This window comes from Ruegeria sp. AM9 (assembly GCF_056540565.1).
In genome coordinates this window covers 1-12,226 of record NZ_JBQFWY010000004.1, presented here as the reverse complement: position 1 = coordinate 12,226, position 12,226 = coordinate 1, and the positions used below count along the sequence as shown (strand labels likewise).

The 12,226-nt window shown below is 60.3% G+C and carries 16 protein-coding genes; 2 read left to right on the top strand and 14 right to left on the bottom strand.

Going from position 1 to position 12,226, the window contains the following annotated elements; translation table 11 throughout:
• From phnK to phnG, 6 genes are read right to left on the bottom strand one after another with little or no spacing between them, the layout of a single operon-like run.
• Window positions 1-771 (bottom strand): phosphonate C-P lyase system protein PhnK, encoded by a 771-nt coding sequence (gene phnK / locus ACR0DO_RS09400; protein ID WP_480558207.1) that lies wholly within the window; start codon window positions 769-771, stop codon window positions 1-3.
• Window positions 768-1,628, bottom strand: coding sequence for an alpha-D-ribose 1-methylphosphonate 5-phosphate C-P-lyase PhnJ (locus ACR0DO_RS09395; protein ID WP_480558205.1), 861 nt, complete (start codon window positions 1,626-1,628; stop codon window positions 768-770). Before ACR0DO_RS09395 ends, phnK begins: the two co-directional genes overlap by 4 nt.
• Window positions 1,621-1,893, bottom strand: coding sequence for a hypothetical protein (locus ACR0DO_RS09390; RefSeq protein ID WP_480558203.1), 273 nt, complete (start codon window positions 1,891-1,893; stop codon window positions 1,621-1,623). The genes ACR0DO_RS09395 and ACR0DO_RS09390 overlap by 8 nt, the downstream gene beginning before the upstream one ends.
• On the bottom strand, window positions 1,890-2,981 hold the full coding sequence (locus tag ACR0DO_RS09385; RefSeq protein WP_480558201.1) for a carbon-phosphorus lyase complex subunit: 1,092 nt from the start codon (window positions 2,979-2,981) through the stop codon (window positions 1,890-1,892). Before ACR0DO_RS09385 ends, ACR0DO_RS09390 begins: the two co-directional genes overlap by 4 nt.
• A gap of 3 nt (window positions 2,982-2,984) precedes the next feature.
• Window positions 2,985-3,560: a phosphonate C-P lyase system protein PhnH gene (gene phnH / locus ACR0DO_RS09380; RefSeq protein ID WP_480558199.1), complete on the bottom strand. Its 576-nt coding sequence runs from the start codon at window positions 3,558-3,560 to the stop codon at window positions 2,985-2,987.
• A complete protein-coding gene (phnG, locus tag ACR0DO_RS09375; protein WP_480558197.1) occupies window positions 3,560-4,018 on the bottom strand; it encodes a phosphonate C-P lyase system protein PhnG in 459 nt (152 codons plus the stop codon). Before phnG ends, phnH begins: the two co-directional genes overlap by 1 nt.
• A 103-nt stretch (window positions 4,019-4,121) precedes the next feature.
• On the opposite strand from phnG, the gene phnF reads away from it, so the two are divergent.
• Window positions 4,122-4,832, top strand: a complete 711-nt coding sequence (gene phnF, locus ACR0DO_RS09370; RefSeq protein ID WP_480558195.1) for a phosphonate metabolism transcriptional regulator PhnF — start codon at window positions 4,122-4,124, stop codon at window positions 4,830-4,832.
• 167 nt (window positions 4,833-4,999) lie between these two features.
• Here the strand turns inward: phnF and ACR0DO_RS09365 are convergent, their stop codons facing one another.
• The 5 genes from ACR0DO_RS09365 to phnC form a co-directional block, all read right to left on the bottom strand.
• Window positions 5,000-5,614: an LbetaH domain-containing protein gene (locus ACR0DO_RS09365; protein ID WP_480558193.1), complete on the bottom strand. Its 615-nt coding sequence runs from the start codon at window positions 5,612-5,614 to the stop codon at window positions 5,000-5,002.
• A gap of 53 nt (window positions 5,615-5,667) precedes the next feature.
• Complete coding sequence (phnE, locus tag ACR0DO_RS09360; RefSeq protein WP_480558192.1) at window positions 5,668-7,005, bottom strand: phosphonate ABC transporter, permease protein PhnE; 1,338 nt, start codon at window positions 7,003-7,005, stop codon at window positions 5,668-5,670.
• A complete protein-coding gene (gene phnE, locus ACR0DO_RS09355; RefSeq protein WP_480558190.1) occupies window positions 7,002-7,883 on the bottom strand; it encodes a phosphonate ABC transporter, permease protein PhnE in 882 nt (293 codons plus the stop codon). The genes phnE (ACR0DO_RS09360) and phnE (ACR0DO_RS09355) overlap by 4 nt, the downstream gene beginning before the upstream one ends.
• A gap of 68 nt (window positions 7,884-7,951) precedes the next feature.
• Entirely contained in the window at window positions 7,952-8,854 is a 903-nt protein-coding gene (gene phnD / locus ACR0DO_RS09350; protein WP_480558188.1) for a phosphonate ABC transporter substrate-binding protein, read from the bottom strand.
• 65 nt (window positions 8,855-8,919) lie between these two features.
• Complete coding sequence (gene phnC, locus ACR0DO_RS09345; protein ID WP_480558186.1) at window positions 8,920-9,741, bottom strand: phosphonate ABC transporter ATP-binding protein; 822 nt, start codon at window positions 9,739-9,741, stop codon at window positions 8,920-8,922.
• Between the two features lie 162 nt (window positions 9,742-9,903).
• Between phnC and rpe the strand changes: the two genes are divergently transcribed.
• Window positions 9,904-10,590 (top strand): ribulose-phosphate 3-epimerase, encoded by a 687-nt coding sequence (gene rpe / locus ACR0DO_RS09340; protein ID WP_170672427.1) that lies wholly within the window; start codon window positions 9,904-9,906, stop codon window positions 10,588-10,590.
• Here rpe and ACR0DO_RS09335 read toward each other — a convergent pair.
• The 3 genes from ACR0DO_RS09335 to ACR0DO_RS09325 form a co-directional block, all read right to left on the bottom strand.
• Window positions 10,587-11,252, bottom strand: coding sequence for a Crp/Fnr family transcriptional regulator (locus ACR0DO_RS09335; RefSeq protein ID WP_480558184.1), 666 nt, complete (start codon window positions 11,250-11,252; stop codon window positions 10,587-10,589). The two genes, rpe and ACR0DO_RS09335, sit on opposite strands and share 4 nt — an antisense overlap.
• Window positions 11,253-11,392: 140 nt before the next feature.
• Window positions 11,393-11,608: a hypothetical protein gene (locus tag ACR0DO_RS09330; protein ID WP_480558182.1), complete on the bottom strand. Its 216-nt coding sequence runs from the start codon at window positions 11,606-11,608 to the stop codon at window positions 11,393-11,395.
• 289 nt (window positions 11,609-11,897) lie between these two features.
• Window positions 11,898-12,226 (bottom strand): EF-Tu C-terminal domain-related protein (locus ACR0DO_RS09325; protein WP_480558180.1); only part of this gene is annotated, 329 nt, incomplete at its 5' end.

The following is a 12,226-nucleotide window of genomic DNA, read 5'->3' as shown; positions in this document are numbered from 1 at the left end:
TCAAGCCTGCAGAACGCTGGACACAAGCAACTGCGTATAGGCGTGTTGCGGATCGTCCAGCACCTGATCAGTCAAGCCAGCCTCGACCACGTGGCCGTCCTTCATCACCATCAGCCGGTCCGCCAGCAGGCGCACCACGGCCAGATCATGCGTGACGATGATGGCACTCAGCCCCATTTCACGCACCAACCCGCGCAGCAGGTCCAGCAGCCGCGCCTGGACCGAAACATCCAACCCGCCGGTCGGCTCATCCATGAACACCAGCCGAGGCCCCGTCACCAGATTGCGCGCGATCTGCAGGCGTTGCTGCATCCCGCCCGAAAACGCGGTCGGGCGTTCGTCCACGCGGGCACCATCAATTTCGACCCGACCCAGCCAGTCAATCGCCCGGTCGCGAATCTGGCCATAGTGACGGTCGCCAACGGCCATCAACCGCTCACCGATATTGCCGCCCGCACTTACCGACATGCGCAGCCCATCGCGGGCGTGCTGATGGACAAAGGCCCAATCGGTACGGCCCAGCATGCGGCGTTCGGGTTCCGACATCGTCACCGTATCCACCAGACCATCGGTGCGCGTATCAAAGACCACCTGCCCCGCGTCGGGTTCAAGATGCCCCGCAAGGCAGTTCAACAAGGTCGATTTGCCCGAACCGCTTTCACCGACGATGCCCATCACCTCACCGGGATAGAGATCGAAACTGACATTCGAACAACCGATCCGCGCGCCGTACCGCTTTTCGACACCTTTGACCTGCAACAACGGGATCATACTGCGCCCTCCTCGCCCAAGCGTCCTTCGTGGCCCTGCGCGCGGCGGGACCGGCAGTAATCGGTGTCGGAACAGACGAACATCCGGTTGCCCGCGTCATCCATGATCACCTCGTCCAGATAGCTGTCTTCGGCCCCGCACAGGTCACAGGGATGGTCGGCCTTGGTGGCTTCGAACGGGTAATCCTCGAAATCGAGGCTGACGACCTTGGTGTGGGGCGGCACCGCATAGATGCGCTGCTCCCGTCCGGCTCCGAACAGTTGGATCGCGTCCATTTCCAGCTTGGGATTGTCGAATTTCGGGATCGGAGACGGGTCCATCACATACCGCCCCGACACTTTCACCGGATAGGCGTAGGCGGTCGAAATCGCGCCATGCTGGCTGATATCTTCGTACAGCTTCACGTGCATCAACCCGTATTCCTCAAGGCTGTGCATCTTGCGCGTCTCGGTCTCGCGCGGCTCCAGAAACCGCAGCGGTTCCGGGATCGGCACCTGATAGACAAGAATCTGATCCTCGGTCAGATTCGCCTCGGGAATGCGGTGACGGGTCTGAATGATCGTCGCCTTTTCGGTTTCCTCGGTAGTCTCGACGCCTGCGGTGTTCTCAAAGAACTTGCGGATCGAGACGGCGTTGGTGGTGTCATCCGCCCCTTGGTCGATCACCTTGAAGGTATCATCCGGCGTCAGCGTCGCGGCCGAGACCTGAACTCCTCCGGTGCCCCAGCCATAGGGCATCGGCATCTCGCGGCTGGCAAAGGGAACCTGATATCCGGGGACGGCCAGCCCTTTCAGAATGGCACGGCGTATCATCCGCTTGGTTTGTTCGTCCAAATATGCGAAATTATATTCATTCATTTTTTGTACTTCGCTTTTTATTGGTGTTTTTATGGACGTAATTGTTGTTACCGCGTTCTTTTTGGTCATTTTGGCCTATATCTTCAGACATAACCGGCACGCCAAACATCGCCGTCGCGCGCAGCAGAGAGACCGGAAAGGGGTCTGGCGCTCGGTTGGGGCGTCGCATCTGTGTTCCAGCCGCAACAGCGCCCGTTTCCGAAAAACAGAACCAAGGGCAAGTGCCCAAAGCACCGGTATTGAACAGTCTGGTCCCTGACATCATTCCGCGGCCTCCTTCGGTGTGATCCGTTCTTCGGCCTCGCGGCGCAGCTTGCGGACCAGTTCCAGTTCGGACTGGAAATCGACGTAATGCGGCAGCTTGATGTGTTCGAGGAACCCGGTGGCCTGAATGTTGTCGGCGTGGCTCAGGACAAACTCTTCATCCTGCGCGGGGGCACCCAGATTGTCCTCGCCGAGTTCTTCCCAGCGCAGGGCGCGGTCGACCAGAGCCATGGCGATGGACTTGCGTTCCGACTGGCCGAAGACCAGCCCATAGCCACGGGTGAATTGGGGGGGCTCTGTCTTTGATCCCTTGAACTGGTTGACGGTCTCACATTCGGTCAGCTCGACCTCACCGATCTCGATGGCGAAACCCAGTTCGGGGATGTCCATCTCGACCGCGACTTTGCCGATGCGCAGCTCACCTACAAACGCATGGTTGCGGGCATAGCCGCGCTGGGTCGAATAGGCCATGCCCAGCACGAACCCTTCATCCCCTCGCGTCAGCGATTGCAGGCGCAGGGGGCGACCGGCCGGGAACTCCATCGGCTCGCGGGTCAGGTCGCCGGGGATGGCGTCGCTGACGGGTTCGTCCTGAATGATGTCCTCGCCCTTGAGGAACCCGGTGATATGCGGCGTTGGCTCCACACGCGGCGGGGCTTCAGGGGCTGCGGGAACCTCGCCCTCGGCGGCCAGTTTGAAATCCAACAGGCGGTGAGTGTAATCGAAGGTCGGCCCCAAAACCTGACCGCCCGGCGCATCCTTGAACGTCGCCGAAATCCGGCGGTCACAAGCCATCTCACCGGTTTCAACCGGGTTCGAATATCCAAACCGGGGTAGTGTCGTGCGGTAGGCGCGGATCAGAAAGATCGCCTCGATCAGATCACCACGCGCCTGTTTGATTGCCAGGGCCGCCAAGTCCGGGTCGTACAAGGACCCTTCAGCCATCACCCGGTTCACCGCAAGCGACAGCTGTTCGCGGATTTGCGCGATGCTCAGTTCGGCAATATTGGTCGATCCGCGACGCTCTTCCGCCAACCAGGCATGAGCGTTTTCGATGGCCTTTTCGCCCCCTTTGACAGCAACATACATGATCTAACCCTCTGCCCTGATCTGCGTGCTGCGTGGCAGGGCCGCAATCCTGTCACCGCAGGTGAAGAAGAAGTCACAGCCCAAGGGGTAAAGCGCCGCATTGGCCCGAAGCGCGGGTACGTCCGGCAGCGACAGATGCGCGGTGCCCTTGATCCCCGGGCCAGACAGCACCGCACCCGCGTGTTGCAGATCGTCACATTCGACAATCAGCGTGGCCGAGCGATCCGGGTACTCGGGCGTTCCGATGCGGTATTTCGACATCGGCGCAAGGGCCGACCATGTCCCGACGGCAAAATCCGCCTCGGACGCTTGTGCAATCGGCGCACCGGTATGGAAGGTCAGCCATTGACGTACAGCATCCGTGTCCAGTGCGCCCGCCAGATGCACGCGCGTATCCGGATCACATAGGGTCAGCAGCAACGTCCCCGCAGCCACGGACAAGGGCGATGGCGGTTGAGCCCCCGAGATCAACCGGATCTCACCGGGCCGCGCCATTACCGTCATCGCGGCGCGGAAAGCGTGGGCTGCATCGATCGGCGCGTTTTCGAATCCGCCCGAGAACTGGGTTTGCGCGTTCATCAATCCTCTCCCCGTACCAGCGTGAAGAACTCGACCTTCGTTGCCGCCGCCTTCGCAGCGCGGGCCGTCCGGGCTGCCCTCATCTGCTGGCTGAGCGGCGTGATCACACGGGCACGAATGTCCCTGGCAGCGTCGGTCTGCATCAGTGCGTCGATCAGTGCCGCGGCCTCAGCCTTGCGCTTCGACCGACCCTGCACATAGCCATGCCCGACCGTTCCATCCGTCAGCACCAGAGAACAGCGCGTGACAGTCATTTCCCCCAGGTTGAACGGCGCACCTGTACCGCCCGTCCGACCACGCGCCATCACGCCCCCAACCTCGGGGCTGCGGAGCCAGTCAAAGCTTGGGGGCACGCCAACCTTGCCCCACAATTCCATCAACGCCTCTTCCGGAGCGCGGGCCAGCAGACCCATCCACTCCTTGCGTGCAGCGATTGCCATGTTCTGTTGATCCGCCATCGAAACCTCTTGGCTGGGTTGTCTATGTGAACTATACAACTAGACAAATATTACACCCCGAAAGTGAGTCCCGCAATCCGCGACACTGTGAAAGTTTGGTGACATGAGCAAAACACCGGTCTGGAAAAGCATCGCGCTGAGCCTGACCTCGGACATCGCCGAGGGGCGTTACAACACCGGAGATCGCCTGCCGACCGAGGCGCAACTGGCGGCACAGCATGGGGTTAACCGGCACACGGTGCGGCGCGCATTGGCAGATATGGCCGAACAGGGGTTGGTGCATGCCCGGCGCGGCGCGGGTGTATTTGTGGCCGCGCGCCCGACAGATTATCCGATTGGCAAGCGGGTCAGGTACCACAAGAGCATATCGGCCAGCGGCAAGATACCCGGCAAAACCATCCTCTCGCTGACGACGCGTGTGGCGGATGACACCGAAGCCGAGGCGCTTGGGCTGACTGCGGGCGATAAGGTGCATGTATATGACGGGTTGTCACTGGCCGACGGCCAACCCATCGGCCTGTTTCAGAGCGTCTTTCCGGCAGACCGCCTGCCCGACATCCTGACAGCTCTGCAAGAGGCGCAATCCGTGACCAAAGCGCTGCAGCGCTGCGGTGTCGCGGATTACACCCGCGTTTCAACCCGCCTGACCGCGCGGGGCGCGACAGCGACACAAGCTCTGCATCTGCAATTGCCTGAAGGCGCACCGGTGCTGTTTTCGACCGGGGTGAACGCTGATCTGTCGGGTGTGCCGGTCGAGTACGGGCGCACTGTTTTCGCCGGGGAACGGGTCACACTAACCCTGAACGACGACTAGGCGACGAAGGTCTCCCGCCCGTCTTCTGCCTCCTTGCGGAGGCCTCATCCCATTGGGCGTAGCGCCGCGCTTTGCGCGGCGCCCGGCCCAAAGCCGCCAGGGGGGGGATCGGCGCAGCCGATACTCCTGCGGGTGCGGGAGCATTTCCTGTTTCTGACACCACCGGCTTATTCGTATTTTTCAAGAAATACTTCGGCGCCAAGTGATCGGAAGTCCGACAATGCCGCGCGCAGGCGCGGGTTGTCCCAGTTCCACCACGCCAAGGTCAGCATCCGCTCGACAATGTCCTCAGAAAACCGGCGGCGGATCGGTTTGGCCGTCACACCGCCAACGATGGTGTACGGGTCGACATCCTTGGTCACCACAGCGCCTGAAGCAACCACCGCGCCATGGCCAATCGTCACTTCGGGCTTGATGATCGCCGCGTGGCCAATCCATGTATCATGCCCGATCACCGCCTTGCGGCTGGCACGATAGGCGAACCAATCCAGATCATCGTCGGCATCGTCCCAGTAATCTGCGGACCGGTACAGGAAATGGTGCTGAGATGCCTTTTCCATCGGGTGGTCTGTTGCCCCGATCCGCGTGAAACTGGCGATATTGGCGAACTTGCCGATCTCGGCATTGGCGATATCGCAGGTTCGGTCGCAATAGGAGTAGTCCCCCCAGACCGAGTGCGCGACCCGGCTGCCCGCACCGATCTCGACATACGCACCAAAGTCACTGTTCGCAATCTGGCAGCCGGGGTGAATGAACGGCTGATCCGGGCGCAGGCGTGGCATTGTCTTTCGTCCTTGGTCCTTGCTCAACCCGGCGGCTGCGATTTTTCTATCGCTCAACGCGGCTTGCGCTTTTTACCCATTTCACCCCGGATCAGGCGCCGACGCAGCCAGCCCGAGAACCAGTCCATCAGCATCACCATCAGAATGATCAGGACGATGTAATAGGCCACTTCTTCCCAATCCTTCTGGGTGATGATCGTCTGTGTCAACAACAGGCCGATCCCACCGCCGGTGATCGCGCCGATCACGGTGGCACTGCGGATGTTTGATTCGAAGAAATAGAGCAGTTGGCTCAGCAACACTGGCGTCACCTGCGGGATCACACCAAAGCGATAGCGTTGCGGCGCGTTGGCGCCGGTGGACTGGACACCCTCGATCTGTTTGTTGTCCACGTTCTCAAGCGCCTCCGAAAAGATCTTGCCGAAGGTGCCCGTGTCCGTCACCAGAATGGCCAATGCCCCAGTCAGCGGGCCGGGGCCAAAGGCACGAGCCAGCACCACGGTCCAGATCAAGGCATCGACACCACGGACAAAGTCGAACACCCGTCTGGTCGCAAAGCGTGCGACTTTCACCGGGTTGAAGTTTCGCGTCGCCAGAAAGGCCAGCGGCAGGGCGGCCATGGCCGCGCCGAGGGTGCCCAGAAACGCCATCAGGATGGTTTCAAAAATCGCCCACGCCACGTCCTGATGCCGCCACATCTTGTTGGTCCAGAAATCGTTCAGGATCGCACCGGCCTCACCGTTCATGGCCCGCCCGGCCAGTTCGGGGAAGGACTTGCCGTAAAACGGGCTGTCGAGCGTGAACCAGAACAGCTCCCACCCGGTGAAATAGCGGAACACCTCGGACCGGTTGCGGGTTACGGTAAGGCGGCCCGCATCCGTGGTGACCGCCAGGCGGTTCTTGGACACGCTGATCCAGTCTGGCACGTCACCTGCGGGCAACTCTGCCTGCACGCCTGCCGAACGGGTCGGCGTTGCCCGAATAGTGCCATAGCCAGGAATGTCGTATTCAACTGTCTCGGGACCGAAACGTACAACATGACCGTCTTCCAGCTCGATCACCGTGGTCGCGCCTAGTGTCACCCAATCGGGCGCTTGGCCTTCGGGGTAAGCGCCTTTGCGCTCGCCTTCGATGGCGGCAGTCACCTCGCCCGAGCGATTGTCCCGCTCGATATGCGTTTTATAGCTGTAGCTGTCCGCCACCAGCGTCTTGCCGTTGTCCCAATTCGCCCGCGCTGCCAGACCCGGCACATCGAAAGCAAAGAACACGTAGACCAGATAGGCCAGAACCAGCGCGGGCAGGCCAAAGTTTACCAGCCGTTTCCGATTGAAAATACGATCCGCCTCGGCCTTAAGTTCATCAATGGTCAGGTTGGTTGCGAAAGTACTCATGCCGAGGCTCCTTTTTCCGACCCGTGAGCCAGACGGTCGCGCAGATAGCCCGAGATCTGGTCGACGACGACGATTGTGACAAACAACAGGATGAAAATGGCAGCGGCTTCGTCATAACGCCCCTGCCCCCACGACATCGCGTTGCGCAGCTCATAGCCCAGACCACCTGCGCCGACGAAACCAAGGATCGCCGAAGCACGGATGTTGATCTCGAACCGCAGCAGGGCATAGCTGACGTAATTCGGGCCGACCTGCGGGATCACGCCCAGATACATGCGTTGCGACCAGTTGGCGCCAACCGATTGCAGCCCCTCGACCGGTTTGAGCGAGGCGTTTTCGTTCACCTCAGAGAACAATTTGCCCAGCGCCCCTGCCGTGTGAATGGCGATGGCGATCATCGCGGGCACCGGGCCACCGCCCAGGATGAAGATCAGAACCAGCGCGATGACGATCTCGGGGATGGCCCGGAAAATATCCGAGATGCGCCGAAACAACGGGATCAGCGCGGGCCAATAGGCCATGCCCCGCGTTGACATCAGCGACAGGAACGTCCCCACAATCGTACCGATCAAGGTCGAGGCGGCAGCGATATTCAGCGTCTCGACCAGCGCCGGAAAAAACTTGACCAGATTTTCCGGCACGACCCCGATCTTTTCCCACGCCTCTGACAGGACCTCGGCCGGATAGTCCAGAATGCGGTGCCAGCCGTCGATGAAACTGCCCGCGTTGCGGTCGTCCGCCGTGCGGAAACCCGCAGCCATCAAGGCCACGAACACGATCAGAAGGATACCACCATAGACCCGCTTTCGCCGGGTCATCTCGGCATAGTCGGCCCGAATCTGGTCAACGTTGGGGGGCCCAGCAGTCAGGTCTGTCATGGAATGCTCCTGAGTGGAAAAACGGGGTCCGGTTTTGACACCAGACCCCGATCATTGGATATGCAGGCTTAGTTAGACTTCAGCTTGCGGGCTTCGATGATGACTTCGTAGGCGCCATGCGTGATCGGGTCGAAGCTTTTGGCCTCGCCTGCCGCAACACCGTAGAAGCAATCCTGGTCTTTCTCGCTCAGCGTGTCCCACAGTTCGGTCACTTTGGCTTTGACATCGTCAGGCAGAGCCTTGCGGACCACAACCGGACCTTCCGGGATCGGCTTGGATTTCCAGATTTCGACCATGTCGTTCATATCGACCAGACCGGCATCCACGGCGCGGCGCAGGGCACCCGACCGGTAGCCGTCTTCCCATTCGCCCAGACCATCGGCCCAGGTCACGCCGCCATCAACGTCGCCGTTGTTGACCGCAACGATGGTCTGCTCGTGGCCGCCGGTGAATTTCACTTCACCGAAGTAATCACCAGATTCCATGGTCGCGCCGGTGGCGGCAGGGATTTCGATCGACGGGATCAGGTAGCCCGAGGTCGAGTTCGGGTCACCGAAACCAAATGCCTTACCCTTCATGTCTTCCAGCGAGGTGATGCCGCTGTCCTTGCGGGCAAAACCAACCGAGTAATAGCCATAGCCGCCATCGGTGTTAACCTTGACCAGAACCGGCTCAACGGCTTCGGGGTCAGACAGATAGGTTTTCGCGTAACCCGATGCGCCCAGCCAGGCCACGTCGATGGTGCCCCCCAGCAGGCCCTGGATCACGCCGTTATAGTCGGCAGGTGCAAACAGTTTCGCAGGAACACCCAACGCTTCTTCGGTGTAAACGCGCAGACATTCGTTGTTGTTCAGGCGATCCTGAGCGTTCTCACCGCCCAGAATGCCGATGCGGAATTCGCTGATTTCCTGAGCCATTGCAGGTGCGGCCATGGCAGTGGTCGCAACAAGGGCAGCAATGAGTTTTTTCATCTTTCTCTCTCCGGTTTGATGTGCCGGCCTTTCATCGGGCCGGTCGATGAAAGGGGGGGGCGGGCTTAGATGGTGGCTTCGGCATCCATCAAAGCCTTCTTGGCGGTGTCCAGCGTTTCGATCTCGGTCGAGGTCGCCTGTTCCGAGAAGCTGGCATCGGCGCCATAAATCTCGCGGGCAACGCCGGTGGTCAGCTGTTCGGGCAGACCGTCGAAAACAATGCGTCCGTCGCGCATACCGACGACGCGGTCGCAGTACCGGCGCGCGGTGTCCAGCGTGTGTAGGTTGGCGATGACGGTGCGACCGTCCTCTTCGTGTATGCGGCGCAGCGCCTGCATCACCACCTGCGCGTTCATCGGATCCAGCGAGGCGATGGGTTCGTCCGCCAGAATGATCCTGGGGTCCTGCATCAGGGCACGCGCAATGGCGACGCGTTGCTGCTGGCCGCCCGACAGCGCCTCGGCCCGTTTCGGCGCGTGTTCAGCAATGCCCAAACGGTCCAGAATGTCGATGGCGCGGTGAATCTCGTCCATCGGAAACAAGTTGAACATGGTCGCCAGTGTCGAGTGGCGGTTCAGCGTACCGTGCAGCACGTTCGAGACCACATCCAGGCGCGGCACCAGATTGAACTGCTGGAAGATCATCGCGCATTCGGCCTGCCAGACGCGTTTATCGCGACCCTTCAGTTGCGTCACGTCGCGGCCTTCGAACAGAATCTGACCGTCGCTGGAATCCGTCAGGCGGTTGATCATCCGCAACAGGGTAGACTTGCCCGCGCCCGATCGCCCGATGATGCCGATCATGCACGGCTTGTCCACATCCAGCGTCGCCGCGTCCACAGCAACATTGTCGCCAAAGCGTTTGGTCAGTTTCTCGATACGCAGCACGTGCCACCCCCAGTTCGTGTTGAAGGTCAGCTACAGAGGCCATTCAACGGCCATGTGTCAGTGTGGTGATAGTTTTGTAACGGCGCGCGAGTCGCGGGGGCTACCCTTTGCAGCACGGCGCAGGTATATGCGGGTCGACTCTTCAGCTGACACGAGGCCGCCATGAGCTTTGACCGCACCATCAAGATCGCCCCGTCGATCCTGTCCGCCGATTTCGCCAATTTCGGACAAGAGATTCAGGCCATCGAGGCCCAGGGCGCCGATTGGGTTCATGTCGACGTGATGGACGGCCATTTCGTCCCGAACCTGACCTTTGGCCCGCCCGCCGTCAAAGCGTTCCGTCCGCATGTAAAGACCGTGATGGACGTCCACCTTATGATCACGCCCGTCGATCCCTACATTCAGGCCTATGCGGACGCAGGCGCCGATATCCTGACCGCCCATGTCGAGGCCGGACCGCACACCCACCGCACCCTGCAGGCCATCCGCGCCGCTGGCATGAAGGCCGGTGTCGCGCTGAACCCCGGCACCCCGGCCGAGGCGGTCGAGCATCTGCTGGACCTGACCGATCTGGTCTGCGTCATGACCGTGAACCCCGGTTTCGGCGGTCAGAAGTTCATTGATATGACGAACAAGGTCCGCAAGCTGCGCCAGATGATCGGCGACCGCCCCGTGCATATTGAGATCGACGGCGGCGTTGATCCGCGGACCGCGCCCTTGGTAGCGGCCGCAGGTGCCGATGTACTGGTCGCAGGCTCCGCCGTTTTCAAAGGCGGTTCGGTGTCCAACCCCGAAGTTTATGGGCAGAACATCCGCGCAGTACGGAACGCGGCGGAAACCGCGCTCTAAGCCATCTGCACGCGCGCCGTTTGCAAAAAACGCGAGATTTCAAGCCCGAGGCTGGCTTCTATCGAAATCGCCAGATCTGGTTGTTTCCGAAGCTCAGCGTTCAGTTCGGGCATGTCCCAGCTTATGACACGTGACGGCTCAAGCGCCGTCACGGTCACCGGCGCCGCAAAATCCTGATCCCTGCTCAGAAACGCCGTGCCGCCGAGGAAACGCCCCTCGCCCAGCGTGTCGACACGATTGCCGTTCATTTCGACGCTGAATTCACCCTCCACGATTAGCGATAGGCGTGGAACGGGGTCGCCCTGCGTCAACAGCCTTGTCCCGGCGGGAACGGATTTCCAGACGCCCGACTTAAGCAGGTTATACGCGTCACGTTCGCTGAAAGTGCGCAGCGCAGTTTCGTACAGATGCCGCTCCGTATCGGTAAATGGCACCGGGCGGCGTTCAAGCAACAGCCGTATGATCCAAAAGATGTTGATACCTGTGAAAAACAGGTTCCACCCAATCGGCGCCCAAAGCGGCGTATTTTGCAGATAGTAATAGGGCAACAGGATCAGCGCCCCGATTACCGTCAGCACCCGTAGCCAGAAAATGTCTCGGACCGAATACGAAATAAGGTAAAAGACATTCGCCGCATTCACCAACAGGTCCAAACCCACCATATCGTGCCTCGTCAAGTATGCGCGCCACATAGTGCAGCGCTTTTATAGGAGCATGATGAGTTTAGCCCTGCCGTTATCCGGCATGGAAGATTTCTGTGCAGTTTCCCAACCTGGCGTCAAAAACCGGAAAAGGCGAAGATCTATTTTGACGATAGACGCTGCCGGGGTACGTGCGTGTTGGGGTGGCCCGAATAGCAGGCCGTCAGCTTGACCTGTTTTCTGGGGTGGTATCCACCCGCACCGCCTTCGAACCCCTCTTCACCAAGGATCGCCGTCTGCATGTCATCCAGGTCTTTGCTGTGCAAGATGCGTGTGCCGTATTGTACGAACTGAAGTCCAAACATGGTGTTCCCCATCTTCTGCCCCCTTGGCGTATCAACCCGCGCACAATGCGAGCTTTTGATGCGTTCAAGCGGATATGATTGCGACATGAGAACAAATGGCGTGGCTCAGGCCCTTCGCTTTTTGCCTCAAGGCTTAAATGAGGTCGCTTCTTTAGCGAAAGGTGAAGACAGGATTAATCCGTCAGAGCGCGCACGAAAAAGGGCGCCCCGAGGGGCGCCCTTCTTTAGTCTTCACCGAGTTGCTCCCGGCGGATTTTCCGTCGGAAAACCGCCTGCCGCAACCAAGCGCGGCTAGCGCGCCTTACTCGATGATTTTCGACACAACGCCGGCGCCGACGGTGCGGCCGCCTTCGCGGATGGCGAAACGCAGACCGTTTTCCATCGCGATCGGCGCGATCAGCTCAACGCCGAACGACACGTTGTCGCCGGGCATGACCATCTCGGTGCCTTCGGCCAGAGTCACGGTGCCGGTCACGTCAGTCGTACGGAAGTAGAACTGCGGACGGTAGTTCGCGAAGAACGGAGTGTGACGGCCGCCCTCTTCCTTGGTCAGGATGTAGGCTTCGGCTTCGAACTTGGTGTGCGGTGTAACCGAACCCGGCTTACACAGAACCTGGCCACGCTCAACGC